General features: G+C 65.1%; 19 protein-coding genes. 9 read left to right on the top strand and 10 right to left on the bottom strand.

Annotated features, from left to right (window positions below; genetic code table 11):
* Positions 1 to 443 precede the first annotated feature (443 nt).
* Positions 444 to 824 carry a helix-turn-helix domain-containing protein gene (locus tag C7450_RS34245; protein WP_170147556.1) on the top strand — a complete coding sequence of 127 codons (381 nt, stop codon included), beginning with the start codon at positions 444 to 446 and terminating at the stop codon, positions 822 to 824.
* Between the two features lie 54 nt (positions 825 to 878).
* Here the strand turns inward: C7450_RS34245 and C7450_RS32255 are convergent, their stop codons facing one another.
* From C7450_RS32255 to C7450_RS32230, 7 genes are all read right to left on the bottom strand, one after another.
* A complete protein-coding gene (locus C7450_RS32255) occupies positions 879 to 3,845 on the bottom strand; it encodes an autotransporter outer membrane beta-barrel domain-containing protein (RefSeq protein ID WP_110378517.1) in 2,967 nt (988 codons plus the stop codon).
* A gap of 345 nt (positions 3,846 to 4,190) precedes the next feature.
* The gene (locus C7450_RS33800; RefSeq protein WP_146227618.1) at positions 4,191 to 4,538 is read right to left on the bottom strand and encodes a hypothetical protein; all 348 of its coding nucleotides are present in this window, start codon (positions 4,536 to 4,538) and stop codon (positions 4,191 to 4,193) included.
* Positions 4,539 to 4,990: 452 nt separating this feature from the next.
* Positions 4,991 to 5,794 carry a 5-deoxy-glucuronate isomerase gene (gene iolB, locus C7450_RS32250; RefSeq protein WP_110378516.1) on the bottom strand — a complete coding sequence of 268 codons (804 nt, stop codon included), beginning with the start codon at positions 5,792 to 5,794 and terminating at the stop codon, positions 4,991 to 4,993.
* 13 nt (positions 5,795 to 5,807) lie between these two features.
* The gene (gene iolE / locus C7450_RS32245; protein ID WP_110378515.1) at positions 5,808 to 6,707 is read right to left on the bottom strand and encodes a myo-inosose-2 dehydratase; all 900 of its coding nucleotides are present in this window, start codon (positions 6,705 to 6,707) and stop codon (positions 5,808 to 5,810) included.
* 12 nt (positions 6,708 to 6,719) lie between these two features.
* Entirely contained in the window at positions 6,720 to 8,561 is a 1,842-nt protein-coding gene (iolD, locus tag C7450_RS32240; RefSeq protein ID WP_110378514.1) for a 3D-(3,5/4)-trihydroxycyclohexane-1,2-dione acylhydrolase (decyclizing), read from the bottom strand.
* A gap of 27 nt (positions 8,562 to 8,588) precedes the next feature.
* Positions 8,589 to 10,520 carry a bifunctional 5-dehydro-2-deoxygluconokinase/5-dehydro-2-deoxyphosphogluconate aldolase gene (locus tag C7450_RS32235; RefSeq protein ID WP_110378513.1) on the bottom strand — a complete coding sequence of 644 codons (1,932 nt, stop codon included), beginning with the start codon at positions 10,518 to 10,520 and terminating at the stop codon, positions 8,589 to 8,591.
* Positions 10,513 to 11,361, bottom strand: coding sequence for a MurR/RpiR family transcriptional regulator (locus C7450_RS32230; protein WP_170147554.1), 849 nt, complete (start codon positions 11,359 to 11,361; stop codon positions 10,513 to 10,515). Before C7450_RS32230 ends, C7450_RS32235 begins: the two co-directional genes overlap by 8 nt.
* 112 nt (positions 11,362 to 11,473) lie before the next feature.
* Between C7450_RS32230 and C7450_RS32225 the strand changes: the two genes are divergently transcribed.
* The 6 genes from C7450_RS32225 (at position 11,474) to C7450_RS32200 (ending at position 18,619) form a co-directional block, all read left to right on the top strand.
* On the top strand, positions 11,474 to 12,274 hold the full coding sequence (locus C7450_RS32225; RefSeq protein WP_245450297.1) for an SDR family oxidoreductase: 801 nt from the start codon (positions 11,474 to 11,476) through the stop codon (positions 12,272 to 12,274).
* Positions 12,275 to 12,329: 55 nt separating this feature from the next.
* Entirely contained in the window at positions 12,330 to 13,325 is a 996-nt protein-coding gene (iolG, locus tag C7450_RS32220; RefSeq protein ID WP_110378529.1) for an inositol 2-dehydrogenase, read from the top strand.
* Positions 13,325 to 14,122, top strand: a complete 798-nt coding sequence (locus C7450_RS32215) for an inositol monophosphatase family protein (RefSeq protein WP_110378510.1) — start codon at positions 13,325 to 13,327, stop codon at positions 14,120 to 14,122. Before iolG ends, C7450_RS32215 begins: the two co-directional genes overlap by 1 nt.
* An 81-nt stretch (positions 14,123 to 14,203) precedes the next feature.
* Complete coding sequence (locus C7450_RS32210; RefSeq protein ID WP_110378509.1) at positions 14,204 to 15,235, top strand: ABC transporter substrate-binding protein; 1,032 nt, start codon at positions 14,204 to 14,206, stop codon at positions 15,233 to 15,235.
* 90 nt (positions 15,236 to 15,325) lie between these two features.
* Positions 15,326 to 17,542, top strand: a complete 2,217-nt coding sequence (locus C7450_RS32205) for an ABC transporter permease (protein WP_110378508.1) — start codon at positions 15,326 to 15,328, stop codon at positions 17,540 to 17,542.
* A 15-nt stretch (positions 17,543 to 17,557) separates the two neighbouring features.
* Entirely contained in the window at positions 17,558 to 18,619 is a 1,062-nt protein-coding gene (locus tag C7450_RS32200; protein ID WP_110378507.1) for an ABC transporter ATP-binding protein, read from the top strand.
* Positions 18,620 to 18,629: 10 nt separating this feature from the next.
* On the opposite strand, the gene C7450_RS32195 is transcribed toward C7450_RS32200, so the two are convergent.
* On the bottom strand, positions 18,630 to 19,664 hold the full coding sequence (locus C7450_RS32195; RefSeq protein WP_245450296.1) for a sensor histidine kinase: 1,035 nt from the start codon (positions 19,662 to 19,664) through the stop codon (positions 18,630 to 18,632).
* A 333-nt stretch (positions 19,665 to 19,997) separates the two neighbouring features.
* On the opposite strand from C7450_RS32195, the gene C7450_RS32190 reads away from it, so the two are divergent.
* Positions 19,998 to 21,212, top strand: coding sequence for an MFS transporter (locus C7450_RS32190; RefSeq protein ID WP_110378527.1), 1,215 nt, complete (start codon positions 19,998 to 20,000; stop codon positions 21,210 to 21,212).
* 137 nt (positions 21,213 to 21,349) lie between these two features.
* The gene (locus tag C7450_RS32185) at positions 21,350 to 21,631 is read left to right on the top strand and encodes a hypothetical protein (RefSeq protein ID WP_110378506.1); all 282 of its coding nucleotides are present in this window, start codon (positions 21,350 to 21,352) and stop codon (positions 21,629 to 21,631) included.
* 160 nt (positions 21,632 to 21,791) lie between these two features.
* On the opposite strand, the gene C7450_RS32180 is transcribed toward C7450_RS32185, so the two are convergent.
* Both C7450_RS32180 and C7450_RS32175 read right to left on the bottom strand, forming a co-directional pair.
* The gene (locus tag C7450_RS32180; protein WP_245450295.1) at positions 21,792 to 23,354 is read right to left on the bottom strand and encodes an ABC transporter substrate-binding protein; all 1,563 of its coding nucleotides are present in this window, start codon (positions 23,352 to 23,354) and stop codon (positions 21,792 to 21,794) included.
* A 25-nt stretch (positions 23,355 to 23,379) separates the two neighbouring features.
* The gene (locus C7450_RS32175) at positions 23,380 to 24,294 is read right to left on the bottom strand and encodes an ABC transporter permease (RefSeq protein WP_110378505.1); all 915 of its coding nucleotides are present in this window, start codon (positions 24,292 to 24,294) and stop codon (positions 23,380 to 23,382) included.
* Positions 24,295 to 24,300 lie beyond the last annotated feature (6 nt).

Raw genomic sequence — 24,300 nt, 5'->3', positions numbered from 1 at the left:
TCGATCTCAATCTGGCCGAGCCGTCTCGCAAAGCCTATCCGGCCGAGCATGTCTCATGGGACCTCGGTGGGCTGACATTCACCCGGGCATCCATGCCGGTTGGCGTCGAACGGCGCTGGAAGCACTGGTCTCGCCCTCGGATCGACGATTGGATACTTGTCGCGGCGCGCCGGGACAAAGCGCATCCGGGCGGCCCGCATGTTGGCTTCCGATCGTTATACCGCGAATTCGAGGGGCTGGGTGGAGACGGAGAGATTCTCACACTCTTTCTTCCTCGGGATCACTTTGACAAGGATGCGGCCACGTTTGACGGAGCACCTGAGCAAATTCCCTGGAATGGAATGGCTGCGATCCTCGCCGATTTCCTGATATCACTCGACCAAAATCTTCCGTCCCTTTCCCAGGGCCATATTGACGGCATAGCGTCGGCAACGAAATCCCTCGTGACAGCTTGCATTTCCCCGACACCCGAGAAGCTGGTGCAGGCGCGAGACGTCCTGACAAGAGCCAGCTTCAGCAGGGCACAGAGGATCATACGCCAGCATCTCTATTCACCTGCCCTTGGGCCAGAGTTCCTCGCCCAGGCCGCTGGCTTGTCGCGATCGACACTTTACCGCGTCTTCGCAAGTCACGGCGGTGTTTCCTCGCTGATCACACGGGAACGTCTCAACGAGGCGCATCGTCGCCTGACCAGTGCCGGCGGCCCTTCCGCCATCAATGCACTGGCCTATGATCTATGCTTTTCCGACCCTTCCACCTTCAGCCGCGCCTTCAAGCGCCAGTTCGGCTATTCGCCCCGGGACGCCATCGGCCTCAGGACGTGAAACCGCACCGACCAGTTTGTGAGGCCGCACCGCCGCGCGGCCTCCCGATCTCGGTCAGAAGGTCCAGGTCAGGTTGCCCTTCACGGCGTTCTGCCGGACATCGGTGGCGAGTTCCCCGACATAGGACAGGCCCACCTTGACGTCATCGCTGACCTTGAGCGAAGCGCCCACGTCGATCAGCATGGCATTGGTGGCCAAGGGCACGCCCTGCACCGAGAAAGCCGTGCCCCCGATGCCGGCAAAGGCCAGCGTGGTCGAGGGTGTGACGTCTCCGAAGGCGTATTTCCAGGCGACGGAGGCATGCGGCACCAGCACCATGCCGTTGGACAGGGCGAGGTCCGTTGCGACGCGCAGGCCGAGCGTCGTGAAGCCGACGTTCGAGGACGTGCCGCCGCCGGTGAGGCCGAGGGCAATCGCGTTCTCGGTGACGTTCTGGGTGTTGAGATTGGCCCAGGCCAGCCCGCCGAAGGGCTCGATCGCCACATTGCCCATCGCCATGGCGTAGCCGATCTCGCCGAACATCTGGAACAGGCCGGCATTGTAGTCGCCCTTGGCGGTATCGTTGAAGGTGGAGGTGACCACCGTTCGCGATGCATCCACCTGGGAGAGCGTGTAGCTCATGCCGCCGCGGACGTTCCAGGCGCCGAAGCTGGTGCCGGCATAGGCCGAGACAAGCCCGCTATCCGCCCGCGCCGACGAGCCGAGCGCCCCGATCGTGGTATTGGACTGGGAGTAACCGAGAGCCACGCCGAGATAGCTGTTGGCGCCGATGCGCTTGTCGAAGCCGGCGATGATGCCCCCTAAGCTGGTGCTGACGCTGGCGGCATTGGCATTGCCGTCGTAGTTGCCCCAGCTGCCATAGGCTTGCGCCCACATGGCAAGGCCCGGCGTCCTGTCGGGCGCGGCGAGCGGTGCCGTCCCCGCCTTGGCGATCGAGGCGGCGGCCGGGCTGTTCGCGGCTCCCTTCGGATCGGCGGCATAGGCCAGGGCCTCGCCGCTCGCGCCGAGCGCCGCGACGGGACCGCCCGCGCCACCATAGGTCAGTTGCCGCAGCCGGCCCAGCACCGCCTGCCGCGTGAACAGGCCGTCATTGATCAGCACCGACGTCTCGCTGGCATAGGCCTCGCCCGAGAGCGTGCCCAAGGCCGCGCCCAGTTGCGCGCCGTCGAAGGCATAAAGGCTGCTCAGGGCGACCGCGGTCGGATTGACGGGATTGGCGGTCGCGCCGCTGTTGAAGGCGCGGTCGACCGCGCCGCCGACGGAAGACTGATTCGTCGACAGGCCGGGCAGCTCTGCCATCTGCGAGGTCAGGTTCAGCCCCACGCGGTTGCTGGTATAAGCCAGGGCTGCGCTGACATAGCTCGGCAGGCCCGCCGTGGCGAGCGTGTCGAAGGCCCCTGTCATGCCCTCCGTGGCGGTCACGAGCGAATAGCTGTTCTGCAGGGTCGATGTCTGGAAGGGAACGGCCAGCGTACCGGCGAGCCGCGCCACGCCCGTCACCTCCAGCCCATCGGTGCCATTGGCGCCCACGCGCAGGGAAAGCGTGCCCTGCGAGGTCTGCGAATAGAGGCCGTTGATATGATGGGTCATCGGCACGCCGGTCCCGGTCGAGCCGATCCAGCCGCTGTTCTCGAACCGCGTCTGCGGCCCCAACGTCGCAGCGATCCGGCCATCGATGATGCCGGTGTTGACGATGACGCTGCCATAGCTGTCCGCGCCGGTGCGCAGGGCATCGGCGACCGCCGGGGCCTGCAGGGTACCGTAGTTCAGCAGGGTGCCGTAGAGGCCGTGCATCTCCACCGCCGCACCGCCGATCCCGGTGGCCGACACGGTGCCGGTATTGGTCAGAACGCCATAGGTCTCGCCGCGGATGCCGACGCCGACGGTGCCGCTCGCCTGGATGGTGCCGCTGTTGACGATGTCGTCGCCCTTGCGGCCGGAGAGGGCCGCCGCATTGTCGGTGCCGAATGTCAGCGTGCCGGTGTTGCGGATCGGGTTGTAGATGCCCGGAATCGTCGCGACGTAGCCATTGGGCGTCGAGGATCCCGGCATGAGATAGATGCCGACCACCGTGTCGCCATAGGCGGAGTTGGAGGACACCAGCGTGGCGCCGGGGATATTGATCTCGTACCAGGTGGGAATGCCGAGCGCATCGACATGCAGCACGCCGGCATGCGCCACGCCGTCGGGCGTCACCCAGTCGGCGACCATGTTGTACTCGCCGGAGCGGCCCGCGCCGGTGATGCCTTCGAGATGGGTGATGATGGCTTCGGGATGGTCGTAGGTCGCCCAGGTTCCGGTCGCCTGATTGTAGAGATAGCCGTGCTCGAAGCCGATGCCGCCGCCCGGCGCGACATTGGCATAGCCGCCGGCGAGCATGTCGCCATAGACGCCGTAGACCGTGGTGCTGACCGCGCCGGGCTTGTTGTTGGTGGCGTAAGTGCCGGTGGAGATCGTATAGATCATCGCATTGCCGGTCGCGAGGCGCGTGTCGTAGTTGCCGACCACCTGATCGCCAAACGTGCTGTGGGCGATGGTGTAGAGGGTCGGATTGCCGGGGGCACTCGGATAGGCGAGCCCGGTCAGTTGCTGGCCCGGCGCCGCGGCGGCATCATAGAGATAGCTCAGGTCGTAGGGCGATGACGCCGCCGTCATATAGCTGCCGACGGTGCGCAGCACGCCGCCCTGGTTGCCGAAGCTCGGCCCATAGGGCGAGGAGCCGATGGCATCGGGATAATTCACACCGTTGGCGGTCGCCACCGGCATGGCTGACCATTGGCCGGAACTCATATTGTAGAGCAAGCCGCCCGTGGCCGTGGTGCCGGGCACCACATAGTTGCCGACGATGCTGTTGCCGCGAATACCCGTGAGGAAGGTGCCGGTCGTGCCGTAGTTCAGCGTCGTATAGGCTGTGGCCGCCTCTGCATAGGCCTCGCGATTGACGCTGCACAAGGCCAGGCCGATCGTCACGAAACTCGCGCAGGAGGACAGCAGATATCTGCGAATTGCAGCCTTATTCATAAAATCACCCCCCGAGCAAGCCACCATAACTATTTCCCGTAACAGAATTCGGGATGGAATCTAGTCTGATTGCAAGATAGGGGCGTCTTGGGGGCGTCTTACCGGGAAATTTTCATAATATAGGATCAAATAATAACATTGAAGAGGCGATGCGGCGCTCCGAATCACTGGCTATCGGGCAGGGAGAAGACTGGACAGGCCAGCAGCGCGGTTGCCGCCGCCCGAATCATCGGGGGCGAGCGCCTATTCCATCCGCGGCGCCGGCCTCGCGATCAGCGCGAGCGTCATCTGGCGAACACCAGAAAACTATATAAGTATTCATTTTTCAGTTTTATTGAATAGTCTCTACGGTATGATATACAGGGAATATTCTGAAATATTCGACGGCCACGTCCCTTCGTAAACATATCCCTCTAAAAATTCAATATATCCATCTCTTAAAAATACGATAAAACCGGCATCAAACGCCCCGAAGTTTATCTTCGCACCAATCCGCGCCCAATGCTTAATTTTGATATTATCTTTATTCTGAAGCCGAACATCTCTTTTGTAGTCAGTGAAAAACCCCGCCCGTGTAAATCTTCTCTCTGCGACCAGAGTGGCATATTCTGAAAATTCAAGTCCACTTTCGACGCCGATGTCAGAAAGACATTTCGATAGGACAGCCAGTTCAAGATCTGCGATCGCGGTCATTTTTTTATCCAAGTGACTTCGTTTGATCATCCTGGCCGCTTCGCTGCCCAATCCGTTTCGCTTTGGTCAATTCATAAAGCTCAGTATTCGCCGTCGAGGCCTTTTTTGAAAGCGAACGTCATTTCTGGCAAAAGTATTTGACGGATAGAAATATGAATCAATGAGGTCTCACGCGGGATAAACCACCTGAGGTCTATCACTATCTGGCTGTTTTTACGAGAGAGCCGCGGCGTCATTCCGGGGCGGGCCGAGAGGCCCGAGCCCGGCAACCCATGAACACGCGCTCTGACAAGACGGTACTGCCGGACCGGCCCTCTTCTGGTTCGCTGCAGTGTTCATGGATTCCGGGCTCCTCGCTGTTGCGAGGCCCCGGAATGACGGCGGGCTTCCCTAAAACGCAGCAGGGTCTCGCAGGCTGTTGAAAAGCTCAGGATTCGCCCGAGCGATGTCAATCACGACCCCAGCATCCACGCATGCGCCGGGTCGTTGTGGAACCGCCAGATGCGCTTCGGTCCCGCCATGACATTGAGATAATACAGATCGTAGCCATGGGGGGCGCCGACGGGATGGTAGCCGCGCGGCACGAGGACGACGTCGCCATCCGCGAAGGCGAAGGTCTCGTCGAGCGAGCGGTCGTCGGTATAGACGCGCTGGAAGCCGAAGCCCTGCGGCGGGTTCAGCCGATGATAATAGGTTTCTTCCAGCTGCGACTCGGCGGGCAGCCGGTCCTCGTCGTGCTTGTGGGGCGGATAGCTCGACCAGCAGCCGGCGGGCGTGATGACCTCGACCACCAGCAATCCGTCGGCGGGTTCGGTCTCCGGCAGGATGTTGCGGACATGGCGGGTGTTGCTGCCCTCCCCCCGCGTCTGGCAACCGACGTCCCGCGGGGCGATGACCCGCGCGGGGCGTGCGCCGACGACACCGGGTGCCGAGCAGAGCGCGACCTCGCAGGGGCCTTGAGCCGTGATCGACCACTGCGATCCCGCCGGCACGTAAAGCGACCAGGGATCGGCCTCGAAGGGCGAGGCGCGTCCGCCGATGACGCCGAAATCGGTCTCGCCGGCCGTCGCCGCGACCTTGCCGGACAACAGCACGAGGCAATGCTCGCGGTCGCCGGTGGCACGGGAAACCGTCTGGCCGTCCGCCAGCCGATGAACGGCGAAGCCGACATGGCTCCAGCCGGCGCTCTCGGGTGTTATGGCGTGGACGCATCCCTCGGCGTCGGGGGCATGCGGTTTCACGAGCAGTCTGGACATCGCAGTTCGAAGCTCAGGCGAGCCCCGCCTCCCTGAGACTTTGCTTGAGATGGGCAACGCCCTTTTTCGCATAGGTCAGCGGATTGGCCTTCTCCGGGTCCTGCTCGGCCTCGACGACGACCCAGCCGGAATAGCCCGGCAGCGCCCTGAACACCGCGGCATAGTCGACCATGCCGTCACCCGGGACCGTATAGACGCCGAGTTCATCCCCCTTGCCGAGCACCGCATCGAGGAAGCTCCAGTCCTCGGCACGCGCCTGTTCCATCACCGCGCGGCGCACATCCTTGGCATGCACATGGCTGATGCGCGGGCGATAGCGCCGCGCCAGCGCGGCCGGATCGGCCCCGCCCCAGGTGGCGTGACCCGTGTCGAGCAGGAGATGGGCGGCCTCGCCGGTCGCCGCCATGAAGGCGTCGATATCGGCCTCACTCTCGACGATCGTGCCCATGTGGTGGTGGTAGACCAGCCGCACCCCCTCGGCGTAGGTGCGCTCGGCGACCTCGGTGACGCGCCGGCCGAACTCCGCCCAGTCGCCGGCCTTCATCACCGGGCGCTCTGACAGCGGCCGCGACCGGTCGCCATGGATGGCGTTCGAGGTCTCGGCGAAGACGAGTACGGTTGAACCCATCGCCTTCAGGAGGTCGAGATGCGGCCTGAGATGGCGCATCTCCGCCTCGGCATCGCGGCGCAGCAGCTCCGCGGAATACCAGCCGGAGATGCAGGCCATGCCGAAGGGCGCCAGCACGGCCTTCAAAGTCTGCGGCTCGCGCGGAAACTTGTGGCCGAGTTCCATGCCCTCGAAACCGGCCTCGCACGCCTCGGCGAGGCAGGTGCCCAGCGTCGTCGTGCCACCGATCTCCTGCAGGTCGTCGTTCGACCAACCGATGGGGTTGGCGCCGATCCTTATCGTCATGTCGTCCTCACCTCAATTGTCGCGCCGCGCCAGCGCCTCGTCATAGAGGCGCCGGGCCGTCCTGACCTCGTCGCGGGCGGACGTCTCGGGCACCGCGACGTCCCACCAATGGCCGCCGGCATCGGTGGAAGCCAGCGGGTCGGTATCGATGACGATGACGCTGGTCAGTTCATGGGCACGTGCCTCCATGAGCGCCGTCTCCAGCTCGGAGAGGCTGGCGACCTTGCGCGAGATGGCCCCGAGCGACGCCGCATGCGCCGCGAAATCGATCGCCGGCAGCGTCTCGTGGCGCGTGTCGCGCAGGAGATTGTTGAAGGGCGCCCCGCCGGTGGCGTTCTGCAGGCGGTTGATGCAGCCGAAGCCCCTGTTGTCGAGCACGACGATCGTCAGCTTCGCGCCCAGCATCACCGATGTCGCGATCTCCGAATTCATCATGAGATAGGAGCCGTCGCCCACCATGACGATGACGTCGCGCGCCGGATCGGCGAGCTTGGCGCCGAGCCCGCCGGCGATCTCATAGCCCATGCAGGAATAGCCGTATTCCATATGGTAGCCGCCGGGTGCGCCCGCCTGCCAGAGCTTGTGCAATTCGCCGGGCAGCCCGCCCGCCGCGCACAGCACGATATCGCCGGGCGCGCTCTGGCGCTGCACCGCGCCGATCACCTGGGCATCGCTCGGCAAGGCCGCGTTCCCCGCGGCTGTATAACGCGCCGCGGTCGCGAGCCAGTCCGCACGGGCGGTCTCGGCGCCGGTGCGCCACGCCGCTGGAGCCGTCCAGCCGGACAGTCCCGCGGAGAGTTCGACAAGTCCGGCCTTCGCATCGGCGACCAAAGGGCGCGCGCGGTGCTTGCCGGCATCGAAGGCCTGCGTATTCAAGCCGATGATCGCCACCGCGGGATCGGCGAACAGCGTCCAGGAGCCGGTGGTGAAATCCTGCAGCCGCGTCCCGACAGCCAGTACGACATCGGCGCGGCGCGCCGCCTCATTGGCGGCGGCCGTCCCCGTGACGCCGATCGCGCCGAGGTTCAAGGGATGCGCGTGCGGCAGGCTGCTCTTGCCGCTTTGGGTTTCCGCCACGGGGATGCCGTGAGCGGTGCAGAACTGCGCGAGCGCCTGTTCCGCCTCGCTGTAGAGCACGCCGCCGCCAGCCACCACGAGCGGGCGTTGCGCGCCCCTGAGGCGTGCGATCGCCCCATCCAGCTCGGCCGCGTCCGGCCGCAGGCGGCGCGGCTGCCAGAGCCGCTCGGCAAAAAAGCTCTCGGGATAGTCGTAGGCCTCGGTCTGCACGTCCTGGCAGAGCGCGAGCGTTACCGGTCCGCAATCGGACGGATCGGTCAGCACCTGCATGGCGCGCTCGAAGGCCGGGATGATCTGCTCGGGCCGCGTGATGCGATCGAAATAGCGCGAAACCGGGCGAAAGCAGTCGTTCGCCGAGACGGTGCCATCCCCGAAATCCTCGATCTGCTGCAAAACCGGATCCGGCCGGCGCCCGGCGAAGACATCGCCGGGGAGCAGCAGCAGCGGCAGGCGATTGACATGGGCGACGGCCGCCGCCGTGACCATGTTGGTCGCGCCCGGGCCGATCGAGCTCGTCACGGCCATCATCCGCCGGCGCCGCGCGGTCTTGGCGAAGGCGATGGCCGCATGCGCCATGGCCTGCTCGTTGTGGGCGCGCAGCGTCGGCAGCCGCTCGCGCATGGCATAGAGCGCCTCGCCGAGGCCCGCGACATTGCCATGCCCGAAGATCGCCCAGACGGCCGCGAAGATGGGCGCCACCTGTCCATCAACCGTCGTCTTCTGCGCCGCCATGGCTGCGACAAGCGCCTGCGCCATGGTGAGCCTTACTGTTGCCATCACCCCTCTCCTCACGGCCGCTGCGGCTCAGGCCTGTTGCCCGGATTGTTGCCATGACTGGACCAGCCGGCCAAATCGCGCGGCCATCGCGGCGATGGCCGCCTCGTCATCGATCCGCCCGGCAAACCAATCGCGCGCCGCAGCGCCGAAGATCGAGCGCCCGACGGCGAAACCCTTCACGCTGGCCGCCCCGCGCGCCAGACGGAACGCGTCTTCGAGCTCCGCCAGCGGCGCATCAAGCCCAAGCAGCACGACGCCGCGACACAGGGGATCGTTCTCGGCGATCGCCGCGTCGATCGCAGCCCAGGCTGCGGCGCTCGGCTGGCTCTCAAGTTTCCACCAGTCCGGCTTGATCCCGCAGTCATAGAGCCGGCGCATCACCTGGGCCATGGCGTCATCGCCGAGCGGTCCATGCTTCGAGGCGATGATCTCCACCAGAAGTTCACGCCCGACCTGCCTGCACGCCAGCGCTACACGCCTGAGCGTCGCTTCCTGCGTGGCCTTCAGTGCTTCGTCGTCGTCGGGATGATAGAAGCACAGGCACTTGGCGACATGGTCCACCGGCCATTCATTGAGCGCCGCGCCGAGCGAGCCCTCCGCATCGGTCTCCAGCGCCAGGGGGCGGGAACCCGGCACCTCCAGCGGCCGCGCCACCCAGAAGCCGTGATCGGCCGCGCGGAACAGGGCCTCACGGCCATGGCGGCCGTCGATCAGCATACCGAAACCCGCCAGATCCCCGGAATCCGCCATATCCCTGGCAACGCGGGCCGCCGCCGCGACGGCGAGCTGCTTGAACGCGGCGATCCGGCCATGCGGAACGCCCGCCTCGTCGGCGATGGCTTCGATCTGCGCGCGGTGGTCGATGGCCAGCGCCATCAGGGTTTGCGGCTGCGGGCGTCGTGTCGTGGCCCAGTGGATGTGGTTGAGCGCGGCATCCTCGCGGAGCGCGCGGTTTGGCGAGCCGTGCTTCAGGAAATAATCCAGCTCCGCGAAGGTCGGACTCTCCGGCGAACACAAGAGCCGCGACACCGCGAAGGCCCCGCAGGCATTGGCCCAGGCGCAGCAGGTCGCGATCGGCTCGTCGCGCAGGTACCCGCGGAGAAAGCCCGCCATGAAGGCATCCCCGGCGCCGAGCACGTTGTAGACCTCGACCGGGAAGCCCGGCCCCTTGATGCCCATCTCCAGCGATTCCGGGATGGCGCCGGGAAAGACCACGCAGCCCATCGGGCCGCGCTTGCAGACGATGGTCGCCCCGGACAGCGCCCGGATGGCACGGATGGCCGTCAGGGTGTCCTCGCTGCCGCCGGCGGCATGCAGTTCCTCCTCCGTGCCGACGATGAGATCGCAATCCGGCAGGATTGTCTTGAGATGGCTCGTCACGGTCTCGGAGCGGATATAGCGCACCTCGCCTGCCCCATGGCCGGCCAGGCCCCAGAGATTGGGGCGATAGTCGACATCGAAGACGACCCTGCGCCCGTGCTTTTTCGCAAGCGCTATCGCCTTGCGCTGCGCCTTGGCGGCGCCGGCAATGGCAAAATGCGTGCCCGTGACCACGACGGCGCGGGCGGAGGCGATGAAATCCTCGCTGATCTCGCTCTCGTCGAGCGCGGCGTCGGCGCAGTCCGTCCGGTAGAAGATCAGCGGGAACGTATGTTCGTCACGCACGCCGAGGACGACGAGGGACGTCAGGCGCTTGGGATCGACGATGACGCCCGACGTGTCGACCCCTTCCCGGCCAAGCTGCTCCAGGATGAAGCGGCCCATCTGCTCGTCGCCGACGCGGGTGATCACCGCCGTCTTGAGGCCAAGCCGCGCGGCGCCGATGGCGATGTTGGTGGGACACCCTCCGACCGCCTTGGAAAAGCTCGCCATGTCCTCCAGCCGGCCACCGATCTGCTGGCCGTAGAGATCCACCGAAGAGCGGCCGATCGCAATCAGATCAAGTTCTGGTTCAGTCATCTGCCTGTGCTTTCTCGGCAGTCGCGACGGCCAGCGTCATGGCCAGGGCGAAGGTGGCGGCCATGGAGCGGAAGGCGCCGTAGTCGGCCTCCTGCACTTCCAGCCACAGGAGGCAATTCCGCGCCAGCGGGCTGAGCGGGCCGTCGGTGAGGGCGATCACGGGAACGCCACGCCGATGGGCGTCCGCCGCGATGTCGATGATCTCGGGCGTATAGGGGGCGCAGCTCACGGCGAGCAGGACATCGTCGGCCCGTGCCACAAAGGCCTGTTCCGCACCGAGCCCGGCGATCTGGTCGACCAGGACGGCGCGGATGCCGAGCTTGCCGAAGGCGTAGGCGAGGTAGGACACGACCGGGAACATGCGCCGCGCGCCGACGAGGACGATGCTCTGGGCACCGGCAAGGAGATCGGTCGCGCGGTCGATATCGGTATGGATCACGCTGGCTTCGAGCTGTGCGAGCGAATTGCGGCTTGCCGCCACGAAGCCCTCAAGCAGCACGCGCGCCATATCCGGACCGGCCGCGCCTTCACCACGCAAACTCTCGATGCGCTCGCGATAGTCGGGAAACTGCTGGCGCAGCCGCGCGCGAAAGACCTGCTGAAGCTCGCTGAAACCTGAAAAGTCCAGAGCCTGCGCGAAGCGCACGAGGGTCGAGGCCTGGACACCCGCTCGCTGCGCCACCTGCGCGGCTGTCAGCAGCGCCATGTCATCGGGGTGTGACAGCGCGAAATCGGCAACTTGCCGCAGGCGTTTGGGCAACGCCTCGGCCCGGTCACGCAAACGCGTGACGAACCCCTCATACGCGGATCGGGCATGCTCGCGGGATAACGCTGGGGACATGAGAATGAAAGCTTCTTCGACCTTGACTTGGCGCCCCCGAGAATGGAATATTTGTTCCATTAGTCAAGAAAAACAAAATTAATGTACTATTTTAATGGTGGGAGCGACCAGTTTGCCTCAAGCGGATGCCTATAGCCGGGACCTCGGCGGCAAGGTCGCGATCGTCACCGGTGGCACGCAGGGCCTCGGGGAGGCGATTGCGCGTGAATTCGCGGCGCGCGGGCTCACCGGCATCGTCGTGACCGGCCGCAACCGCGAACGCGGCGCATCGGTCGCGGCTGCCCTGTGCGCGCAAGGGTGCCGGGCCATCTTTCACGCCGCCGACCTCAGCGACCTTGCTGCCGTGCAGAGCATCGTGCCGGTCGCCGAGCGGCACTTTGGCCGGCTCGACATCCTCGTCAATGCGGCCGGGGATACCGATCGCGGCACGATCCTCGACACGACGCCAGAACTCTATAACAGGATTATGGCGGTCAACCTCACGGCGCCGTTCTTCCTGATCCAGGACGCCGCCACTCTGATGCGGCGTCTCGGGATAGCCGGCACGGTCGTCAACATCCAGTCGATGTCGGCGCACGGCGGCCAGCCCTTCCTCGCAGCCTACAGCGTGTCGAAGGGTGCGCTCGCCACGCTGACGCGCAACGCCGCCTATGGGCTGCGCGCTGACCGGATCCGGGTCAACGGGCTCAATATCGGCTGGATGGCGACACCGGGCGAGGATGCGATCCTGCGGCTGCGCCATGGCGCCGAGGACGGCTGGCAGGAGGAGGCGGCCAGAAGGCAGCCTTTCGGCCGGCTCGTCGATCCGCGCGAGGTGGCAAAGGCGGTCGCCTATCTCGCCTCCGGCGAATCAGGGTTGATGACCGGCGCCAATATCGACTTCGACCAGACCATTCTCGGCGCCCATGATTGACGGCGCCCATGAATTGACGGCGCCCACGACTGACCGAACGACGGACAAGGACATGATGATGCGGTTTGGACTTCTCGGCGCAGGCAGGATCGGGCGGATCCACGGGCTCAACGTCGCCGCGCGCGGCGATGCCCGGCTGGTGGCGGTGGCGGACGCCTCCGCCGACGCCGCGGCCTCTCTGGCAGAGCTCGCGGGCGCCAAGGTGGCCAGCGCCGAGGCCATTCTCAGCGATGCCGCGATCGATGCCGTGCTGATCTGCACGCCGACCGACACCCATGCCGATCTCATCGAGAAAGCGGTCGAGGCGGGCAAGGCCGTCTTCTGCGAGAAGCCGGTCGATCTCGACGCCGCCCGCATCCGCCGCTGCCTCGATGTGGTGGCGAAGTCCGGCAAGCCGCTGATGATCGGCTTCAACAGACGCTTCGACCCCAATTTCGCCGCGCTCGAGAAGCGGCTGCGGCAGGGCGAGGCCGGCGATATCGAGATCGTCACGGTGATTTCGCGCGACCCCGGCCCGCCGCCGGTCGATTATGTCCGGCGCTCGGGCGGCCTCTTCCGCGACATGATGATCCATGATTTCGACATGGCCCGCTTCCTCCTCGCCGAAGAGCCGGTGGAGGTCTTCGCGCTCGGCTCCGCGCTGGTCGACAAGGCGATCGGCGAAGCGGGCGACGTGGACACCGCCGCCGTCGTCATGAAGACGGCGAGCGGGCGCATCGCCCAGATTTCCAACTCGCGCCGCGCGACCTACGGCTACGACCAGCGCATCGAGGTGCATGGCGCGAAGGGCATGCTGCGCGCCGGCAATATCCACGAGACCACCGTCGAGATCGCGACGGGCGACGGCTTCCGCTCCGATCCCGTGCAGAACTTCTTTCTCGAACGCTATGCCGCGGCCTATCGGGCGGAACTCGACGCCTTCGTCGCGGTCTGCGCCGGCAAGGCCGCGCCCTCGCCGAGCGGCCTCGACGGCCTGCGCGCCCAGCTTCTCGCCGATGCCGCCACCCAGTCCGCCCGCAGCGGCAAGCCCGTTGCCATAGAGGTCGCCTGATGATGACGCCTACCGAACTCGCATTGCGGCTCTATGCCGTGCAGGGCCTGGCGCTGGAAGCCGGGCGCATGGCGCTCGACTATTTCGGCCGGCAGGAGAGCCTCGGCGTCACCATGAAAGGCGATCAGGACTGGCTGACCGTCGCGGACGGCGCCGTCGAGGATTTCCTGCGCCGGAAGCTCGCCCTCATCTTCCCCACCGACACGATCATCGGCGAGGAAGGCGGCGGCGAGGCCAGCGACGCGGTCTGGATCATCGATCCGATCGACGGCACCTCCAATTTCGCGCGCGGCGACCGCAACTGGTGCATCTCGATCGGCTTCCTCCTGAACCGCGTTCCCACCATCGGGATCGTGTTCGCACCGGCCTTCGAGGAACTCTACGTAGCGCAGCGCGGACAAGGCGCGACGATGAACGGGAAGCCCATCACCGTCTCCGGCGGCGATGACATCAGGCGCGCCTATGTCGAGCTCGGCTGGTCGACGCGCATTCCCGCGGAGCGCTACGTCGATCTCGTCGCGCGCGGCTTTGCCGCGGGCAGTTCGATGAAGCGCGCAGCCTCCGGAGCGCTCGGCCTCTGCCATGTCGCGAACGGTCGCACCGACGCCTATGCCGAACTGCATATCAATGCCTGGGACGTGGCGGCGGGCATCGTCATCGCCGGCGAAGCTGGGGCATCGATCAGTGATTTCTTTGCCGGCGAAGGGATCGCCAAAGGCAATGCCATTCTGTGCTGCACGCCGGCATTGGCGCGACAACTCGGTGAAATCACCGGGATTGCCGTGACGGCACGATAGGTTGCGGCGGCGGGCGGATGGACCACCGTCGTCGAAAGACTGAACCGAAGAACGCAAAGTTCTCGTTTGAGGGAGGTGACTATGCAGTTGAAATTCTGGCTCGGCGCGAGCGTGCTCGCGACCGCCGCGATGTTTGGATCGGCCCCGGCCTCGGCGCAGGGCTCGCTCGTCATGTATTGCGGCGTCCAGGAGGAATGGTGCCGCGCGATGTCGACGGCCTTCGAGAAGGAGACCGGCATCAAGGTTGCGATGACCCGCAAATCGGCCGGTGAGGTCTATGCGCAGGTCAAGGCCGAGGCCTCCAATCCGCGCGGCGACATCTGGTGGGGCGGCACCGGCGACCCGCACCTGCAGGCGGCCGAAGAAGGGCTCACCGAGGAATACGAGTCCGCCATGAACAAGGACCTGCAGGATTGGTCCCTGTCACAGTGGAAAGCCGCCAAGAAGCGCGCGATCGGCATCTACGCCGGCGCCCTCGGCTTCGGCTTCAACACCCAGCTGATCAAGGAAAAGGGCCTTGCCGACCCGAAATGCTGGGCCGACCTGCTCAACCCCAAGCTGAAGGATGATGTGCAGGTCGCCGATCCGAACTCGTCCGGCACCGCCTATACGCTGCTCGCCACCGTCGTCCAGCTGATGGGCGAGGACAAGGGCTTCGATTATCTCCGCGCGCTCCACAAGAACGTCAGCCAGTACACGAAGTCCGGTGCGGCGCCGGCCAAGGCCGCAAGCCTCGGCGAGACCGCCGTCGGCATCGTCTTCATCCACGACGCCGTTGTCTTCGCGGTGCAGGGCGATCCGATCAAGCCGGTCGCGCCTTGCGAAGGCACGGGCTACGAGATCGGCTCGATGTCGATCATCAAGGGCGCCCGCAATCTTGAGAACGCCAAGAAGTTCTACGACTGGGCGCTGACGCCGGCGGCGCAGGCGCTGGGCGCGCCGGCCAAGTCCTACCAGGTGCCGTCCAACAAGAACGCCCCGATCCCGCCGCAGGCCCCGAAGATGTCCGACATGAAGCTCATCAACTACGACTTCGTCAAATACGGGTCCTCGGCCGAGCGCACACGGCTTTTGACCAAATGGGACAAGGAGATCAAGGCGCAGCCCAAGTAAGTTGCCCAAGTAAGCCGCCCAAGTAACTCGCCCAAGTAAACCGTTGAAGTAAGCCGCTGAAGTCAGCCGCTTATCTCCGGAGAGAACCTCATGCGCGCCTCGACACGGCTGGCCCTGTTGATCGGCTGGCTCGGTTACGTGCTCATTCCCTGGTACCTGCCGCAGGATGGGAGCCTCGCCGGCTATCCATTCGGCCAGGCCGGAACGGCATTGGCGCTCGTTCTCTCCGGAGCCTCGCCCTGGCTCCTTCCTATCGGCCTTGCCCTGGTCGCTGCGAGCCTCCTGGTGGGGCGCGAGGAGCGGCCGTGGATCGGGCGCAGCCTTGTCTGGATCGGCCTTCTCGGCCTGATCGCCTTCTTCGCCCAGGGCTTCGCGATCACACTGCCCGATCAGGGCATTCCCTGGCTGGCAGCCCTCTTCGGCGGCGCCGGCCAGGCGCAGCCCGGCATGGGCTTCGGCGCGCTCATGACGCTGTTCTCCCTGCTCCTCATGATGTGCCATGGCCTTGCCTATCGCGGCTATTGCAGGGGCGATCTCTTCACCACCTCGGCGATCGGCATCGTCGTGCTGCTGATCGGATTGTTCGTCTTCTATCCCGTCGCGACGATCCTGCAGAGCGCGCTCGTCGAATCGGACGGCACGCTCGCCCTCGCCAGCTTCTTCGAGCGGCTCCTGAGCCCGACGATCTGGGGGCTCGGCTGCCTCGGCGGCGGGACCAACTGCGGCGTCGCCTGGAATACGCTGATCCTCGCCGTGCTGACAGGCGTCATCACGACCCTGCTCGGGCTGGCCTGCGCCCTGCTCGTCCTGCGCACGCGCATGCCCGGCAAGCGGCTGATGCGGGCCATGACGGTTCTGCCGATCATCACGCCGCCCTTCGTCATCGGGCTTGCGCTCATCCTGTTGTTCGGTCGCTCGGGCGCCATCACCGGCATCCTGGCCGAATGGGTCGGCATTCCGCGCTCGCGCTGGATCTATGGCCTGCCCGGCGTCCTTCTTGCGCAGGTCCTCGCCTTCGCGCCGATCGCCTTCCTCGTGCTCATGGGAACGGTGCAGGGCATTGCGCCGAGCATGGAAGAGGCCGCACAGACACTGGGCGCCAAGCACTGGTCGACCTTCCGCACGGTGACCTGGCCGTTGTTGCGGCCGGGGCTCGCCAATGCCTTCCTGCTCGGATTCGTCGAGAGCATGGCCGATTTCGGCAATCCGCTGGTGCTCGGCGGCAATTTCGAGGTCCTGTCCACCAAGATTTTCTTCGCCGTCGTCGGCGCGGCGCATAACCAGGGGCAGGCGGCGGTGCTGGCCATCGTGCTGCTGGCATTCACGCTCGGCGCCTTCTGGGTCCAGCAGCGCTGGCTCGGCACCAAATCCTATACGACCGTTGCCGGCAAGGGCGACTCCGGCATTCCGGCGATGCTGCCCACCTCCGCGAAGGTCATATCGGCCGTGGTGATCGTGCCGTGGGTGCTGCTCACCGCGGTGATCTATGCGGTGATCCTCATCGGCGGCTTCGTGAAGGCCATGGGCCGCGATCACACATTGACGCTCGAGCACTACCGCACCGGCTTCGCGATCGACTTCAGCAACGGCATCTTCTTCGAGGGCGCGGCCTGGCCATCCCTGTTCACGACGCTGAAGGTCGCCGCGATTTCCTCGCCGCTGACCGCCCTGATCGGCTTGATCACCGCCTTCCTGCTGACGCGTCAGCACTTCGCGGGACGCCGGACGCTCGAATTCACGACGATGCTGAGCTTCGCCATCCCCGGCACCGTGCTCGGCGTCGCCTATATCCTGGCGTTCAACGTGCCGCCAGTCGAAATCACCGGCACCGGCCTCATCCTCGTCCTGGCCTTCGTGTTCCGCAACATGCCGGTGGGCGTGCGCTCCGGCATCGCCGGGCTCGCGCAGATCGACAAGAGCCTCGACGAGGCGTCGATGACGCTCAGGGCGCGCAGCTTCACGACCCTGCGCCGCGTCGTGCTGCCGCTGCTCAAGCCGGCGCTGATCACCGCGCTGGTCTACAGCTTCGTGCGCTGCATCACCTCGGTCAGCGCGGTCATCTTCCTTGTCTCGGCCGAATATAATCTGGCGACGGCCTATATCGTCGGCCGGGTCGAAGCCGGCGAGTTCGGTCTGGCCATCGCCTATTCCTCGGTTCTGATCGTCGTGATGGCGGTCGGCATCGCGCTGATCCAGGTCGGCGTCGGCGAACGCAAGCTCGGACGCCGGGCGGTTCCCGTTCCCAAGCCGAAAGCCCCGAAACAAACCGCGCGCCTGACGAAACCTGCCGTCGAAGCCGCCAAATAGGGACCACAGACCGCCATGTCCAAGGCCGGCCCTGCCTCCGTCGAGTTCCGCAACGTCAGCATGCGCTATGGCGCGGTGACGGCCGTCGACACTGTCAGCTTCGCGATCGAGGCGGGGCAGCTCGTCACGCTGCTCGGCCCGTCCGGCTGCGGCAAGACGACGACGCTGCGCATGATCGCGGGGCTGGAGATCGCCAGCGAGGGCGAGATCCTGATTGGCGGAAAGGACGTCACCCATCTGTCGGCGGCCGACCGCGACGTCAGCATGGTGTTCCAGTCCTATGCGCTGTTCCCGCATATGAGCGTCATGGAGAACGCCGCCTACGGTCCGACGGTGAAGGGGTTCGCGAAGGCCAAGGCGCAGGAGATGGCGCTTGAAAAACTGGCGCTGGTCGGCCTGAAGGGCTTCGAGAAGCGTTACCCGTCGGAGCTCTCCGGCGGCCAGCAGCAGCGCGTCGCCGTCGCACGCGCGCTCGTCCTGGAGCCGCAGGTCCTCCTGTTCGACGAACCTCTATCGAACCTCGACGCCAAGCTCCGACGCAGGGTGCGGCAGGAGATCCGCGACCTGCAGCAGTCCCTCAACCTCACGGTCGCCTACGTGACCCACGACCAGGAGGAAGCGCTCGCGGTTTCGGACAAGATCATCGTGATGTCGAATGCACGCGTCGCCCAGCAGGGATCGCCGCGCGAGCTCTATGAGGCTCCGGCAGACGCTTTTGTGGCCGACTTCATCGGCGACGCGAACCTTCTCGATGTCGCGATCACCTCCGTCACGGACGGCCGTGCGGACATCGCGCTCGGACCGGCCCGGCTCAATCTTCCCGCGCGCGGGCTCGCCGCCGGGCCGGCGAAGATCGCGATCCGCCCCCACAGTCTGCTGGTCAGCGAGCCTGGCTTACCGAACGGCCTTCCGGGAATAGTCCGCAAGAGTTCCTATCTCGGCAATCACGTGGATCTCATCGTGGAAAGCCCGGTCGGGGAACTCTTCGTGGTCAGCCCGGACACCCAACGCCCCCGCGCGGCTGGCGACAGCATCGCCCTCGCCTTCGCCGAAACGGGTCTCGTGCTCGTGCCCTGAACGGGACGCCTCAAAAACTCAAGCAAGACATCTTCGTTGTCAGCGCATAGCGGAAGCCGCCCGGTTCGTAACGCAAAGCGACTTCCCCCCGGAAATCCTGCGCGACGACACGCTCCAGCAGCCGCGAGCCGAACCCCGTTGTCTTCGGCGCCTGGACGAGCGGGCCGTTCTCCTCCAGCCACAAGAACTGGAAAATATCATCGCTGTTCGGCCGGCCGATCTTCCACGAAATCCTGATCGTGCCGCCTGGAACCGACCAGGCGCCGTATTTCAGCGCGTTGGTCGCCAGCTCATTGACCGCGAGGGCGAGGGACAGAGCCTGTTGAGCCGCGAGTTCGAGTGGCGCGCCCTCGATCTCGACCGCCTCGGCTGAGCCACGGTGAGGCGCAATGGCGCCTTCGACGATCGATCGTATGGGCGCGCCGGCCCAGCTGGCCTGGGTGAGCAGCGAATGCGCGTCGGCGAGAGCGCGCAGCCGCTGGCCGAAGACGTGCTGGGCTTCGCCTATGGATGCCGATGCATTGAAGGTCTGGTTCGCGATTGCTCCCACCACAGCGAGCGTATTCTTCATGCGATGCGCCAGCTCGCTGTTCACGATCCGGGCATTCCGTTCCGCCAACATCTTGGGCGTCGTTTCCATGACGGTATCCATCATGCCGCCGATGCGCCCCTCCTCGTCCCGAATCGGGCTGTAGCAGAAGGTGAACCAGGCCTGCTCGGGATAGCCGGAGCGCTCCAGGATCAGCGGAAGATCTTCGATGAAGGTCGCCTCGCCGGCATAGGCTTTCTCCACGAGGGGGCCGATCTCCGGCCACACCTCCGCCCAGATGTCGCGAAACGAGCGTCCAAGACAGTTATCTTTCCCGCCGAGGATCGGAACAAAGGCGTCGTTAAAAATAGAGATGTAGTCGGGGCCCCACACGACGCACTTCGGAAATCGCGAGTTCACCATCATGCCGACCGCGGTCTTGAGCGTGGCGGGCCAGTCGGCAAGAGGACCGAGAGCGGTCTTGCTCCAGTCAAATACACGGATCGCTTCTCCCATGGAGCCGCCTCCGCGTAGAAATTGTGATTTTGGCAAAACTCGCTCCAATGTCTTACGCAATCTACGCATGTCTGTCGGCCAGGGGAAATACATTCCAGGACAATCGTTGATGCCAGACGGCCGGCGACGGGCATATCCTGTGTAATCGAAAGCCACCATAATCCGAATCGGGATGCATTTTTCGCCAGCTGCGCATGCACAGAATTCAATGCGGCAATATTGCAGTGCAGTATAAGAAGGAGGCGTTGAGCTTCGGTCCTGGTGGCATGGCTAGTCATGCTGATCGGCCTGAACTCGCATTGCGGTGCAACGCTTTCATCACGCCGGTATCCGATGACCGTACAATCCGAGACCGCGGTTTCGGCGGCCGCGCCTTCGTCGCGCCTTCCGCTGTTCGCACTTGCAACAGCATCCTTCGGCATCGGCACCACCGAATTCGTCATCATGGGGCTGCTGCCGGATGTCGCGTCGGACCTCGGCGTCACGATCCCGCGGGCTGGCCTCCTTATCACCGGCTATGCGCTGAGCGTCACCTTCGGCTCCCCCTTTCTCGCCATCGCCACGGCCAGGATGGACAGACGCCACGCCTTGATGCTGCTCATGGCGGTTTTCATCCTCGGCAACCTCCTCTGCGCCGTATCGCCGAACTATGCGCTGTTGATGGTCGCCCGCGTCGTCACAGCGCTCTGCCATGGTGCCTTCTTCGGCCTTGGCGCCGTGGTGGCGGCCGCGCTCGTTGCGCCGCGCAAGCGGGCACAGGCGATTGCCATGATGTTCGCCGGGCTCACCCTGGCCAATGTCCTCGGCGTTCCATTGGGAACCGCGCTCGGCGGCCAGTTCGGGTGGCGCAACGCGTTCTATGCCGTCGCTCTCATCGGCGTCGTTGCCGCCCTTGCGCTCCAGCTCTGGCTGCCGCGCACCATCCCCGTGCCACCGATGAACCTCAGGCGTGAAGGGGGTTCGCTGCGGAGCGCGCAAGTCATTCTGGCGATGGCCATCAGCGTCGCCGTGTCGGCGAGCATGTTCAGCGTCTTCACCTATATTGCGCCGATCCTCACGACCGTCACTCAGGTTTCGGCGCGGGGCGTCACCGTGATGCTGCTCTTGTTCGGCATCGGCCTGACCGTCGGCAATGTGATCGGCGGGCGCCTTGCGGATTGGCGGCTGATGCCCTCGATCCTCGGTGCGTTGGCCGTGCTCATTCCCCTGCTTGCGCTATTTACGGTCACGAGCCTGTCGCCGATGCTCACCGGTGTGACGCTGGTTCTCTGGGGGCTCGTCGCCTTCGCACTCGTTCCGCCGCTGCAGACGCGCGTCGTCACCGAGGCTGCGGGCGCCCCCAACCTCGCCTCGACCTTGAACCAGGGCGCCTTCAATCTCGGCAATGCCATCGGCGCCTGGCTCGGCGGCGTTGGGCTCACCCTCGGCCTCCCCTATCAGATGCTCCCGTGGATGGGATCGGCACTGGCGCTTGTCGCGCTCGTGCTGGCGCTGATCTCCCATCGCCTTGCCCTCGCCGGCCGGGTCACCATGCAGCCGGCGCTCTGAATTCAGGCGACAGCCGTGACCCGGACGCCGCGCACGACCCTGGACCGCAAAGAGAACAACGCAAGCCTGAAGCGAGCCTGCACGATCCGTTCAATGCATCCGCCCGCGTGGCAGGCTTGGATGAGCCACCCTGCGAGATGACCGCAACGATCGATCGTTCCCGCCTCGAATCAGACCACGCGCAATCCGTGGCGGCCTCGGCCCGGCAAGCTCATGGTCACACGTGGACCTCCGCCATCGTTATCCTCGTCGCCCAACGCGCTCACCATCTCGACGAGTTGGTCGAGTTGCGCATCAATCTCGCGCCGCAAGGCGCAGAGGCGCAGAAATTCTTCCTCATAGGTCCGACGAGAGGGCCGATTGGGGAAGCGGAGTACCGTCATGAGCGAATCCCTGTGATCGCGTTGTCGTCACAGTGATGCACCGGAGATGGCAAATTTTTCCCTACCAACGATCAGATCTGCCCATCGCCTAACCCAAAATGCGGCGTGCCGGCAGCTCCCCGAAGCAGCGCCGGCACGCCTGACCTTCATGAGGCTTTCGATACAACCTCATGCGAACACATAGCTTTTTAGAAGATCACTGCCCCTTGCTCACGTTCCAGTAGACGGGAACGCCAGCGGCCAGAAGGCCATCGACATTCTTGCGAACGCCACGCACGAGAAAAAACTGTCCCACCGGGACATAGGGCACCGTCTCGACGGCGCGAAGCTGGATCTTCTCGGCAATCGCCTTGCGCGCCGCAAGATCCGGCGCTGTCGTGAAAGCCGCGCGCAGCTTTTCGATCTCCTCATCGCACGGCCAGCCGAACCAGGCCTTCTCGCAGTTCGAACGCAAGGCCATATGGCCGACCGGCTCGCTCATGTCAGGCGCCGCGGGTCCGGACAGGAAGATCGACCAGCCGCCCTGCCCCACCGGGTTCTTGCTGGTGCGACGGCTCGACAGGGTACCCCAGTCCATGGCCTGGTAGTCGACCTTGAGGCCGATGTCGCGCATGGCCTGCGCCACGACGAGGCTTGCAGGATGGAGGGCGGTCTCGGTCGCGTCGAGAAGGACGATCGGCGTGCCATCATAGCCGCTTTCCTTGACGAGCTGCTTGGCCTTCTCGACGTCGGGCTTCGGCCAGCCGGCCTTCGTGAAATACGGCGAATCGCACATGTAGAACGACGGGCAGTTGGTGTAGAGGCTGGGGTCGTCGACATAGGCGCGCAGCGCCGGGTCCTGATCGACGAGCGCCAGGATCGCCTGCCGCAGTTTGGCATTGTTGAACGGCGGCTGCGCCTGGTTGAAGCGCATCACCCCCTGCAGCGCGGCGAGCTTGGCAATCCCCACATCCGCATTGCCCTTCACCAAGGGAATCATGTCCGGCGGGACTTCCTCGAAGATATCGATCTCGCCCGCCTGGAGCGCATTCAAGGCCGTCTGCGCGTCGGGAATGATCTGCCATTCCACGCGGTCGACCTTCACGGTCTTGCCGCCGGCGAGGCCGTCGGGCGCTTCGCCACGCGGCGTATAGGTCGGCGACTTCACATAAACCACTTTCGAGCCGGGCGCCCACTCGTCCAGCTTCATGACGAAGGGGCCAGAGCCGACCGGGTCCTTGATATTCTCGTTGGCGGGCGTCTTGGCGATACGCTCCGGCATGATGAAGGGAACGTTGGAGCTCGGCTTGCCGAGAGCTTCCAACACCAGGCCCCAGGGGTTCTTGAGCGTCAGCTTGACCGTCTTAGGGTCGACGGCTTCCAGGCTCCCGGTGTTCGCCATGAGCTGCTGGCCAAGGCCGTCGCGTTCGCCCCAGCGCTTGAGAGAGGCGACCACGTCGGTCGCCGTGACGGGGGCGCCGTCGCTGAATTTGAGGCCATCCCGCAGCACGAAGGTCCAGGTCAGTCCGTCTTGCGAGCGGTCGTAGCTCGCGAGCATCTCCGGGACGATCTCGCCCTTCGCGTTCTGCGCGAAGAGCACGTCGTAGACCATGTAACCATGGTTGCGGACCATGTAGTCCGAGGTGGTGATCGGATCGATCGTCTTGAGATCGCCGAAGGGCCGCACCTTGAGCGTCGTTTCCGCCGCGGCCGGCAGTGCCCACAGGCCAACGATCGCAGCCGCGGTCGCAAGCCTCCATCCCTGTCTAGGCTTCATCATTCCTCCCCTTCCTTACGGTGTGTTTCTATCGTCTGCGTCGGCTAAGCTTCGGGTCGAGCGCATCGCGCAGGGCATCGCCCAGAACATTGACGGTCAGAATGAGGACGGCCAGGAACACGCCGGGAAAGGCTGCAATCCATGGCGCACGCTGCAGATACTGGCGCCCCTCGGCCAGCATGTTGCCCCAGCTCGGAATGGTCGGCGGGGTGCCCGCACCGAGGAAGGACAGCACCGATTCAACGACCATCGCAGCCGCGAAGACGTAGGTCGCCTGGACAAGCACCGGCGCGGCAATGTTCGGCAGGATCTCGCGGACCAGAAGGCGCGGCATCCGCGTGCCGAGCGTGATCGATGCTTCCACATAGGGCTGATCGCGCAGCACAAGCACGCAAGCCCGGACCACGCGCACCATGCGCGGCACTTCGACGATGGCAATGGCGACGACCACGTTCTGCAGGCTCGATCCGAACAGCGACATCAGCGCGATGGCCAGGAGGATGCCGGGGATCGCCATGATGCCGTCCATGAACCGCATCAGGATGCCGTCGAGCTTGCGGAAAAAGCCGGACACGAGCCCGAGGAACACGCCGAAGAGCGTCGTCAGCACCATCACCAGCGTCCCCGCGGCGAGCGAAATGCTGGTGCCGTTCAGCGTGCGCGACAGGACCGAGCGGCCGAGGTGATCGGTGCCGAACCAGTTCTGGAGGCTCGGCGGCCGCAGACGCTGCGACGGATCGAGGCGCGTCGGATCCGGCAGAAGATAGGGGGAGACGGCGGCGATCAGCATGAAGACCACGAGCAAGCAAACCCCTGTCAGAATGACGGGATTGCGCCCGAGGAAGCGGCGGAACGCACCAGCCCTTCCCCGGGACCGGGCCGCCCCGGCCGCCTTGTCTTCGATGGTCGTGGATTCGATGGCCTTGGCTTCGATCATCGCCATGGCCGC

The sequence above is a fragment of the Chelatococcus asaccharovorans genome (assembly GCF_003201475.1).
Classification (GTDB): Bacteria; Pseudomonadota; Alphaproteobacteria; order Rhizobiales; family Beijerinckiaceae; genus Chelatococcus; species Chelatococcus asaccharovorans.
Note: the sequence above shows the minus strand (reverse complement) of the source record. Positions and strands in the feature narration are given on the sequence as shown.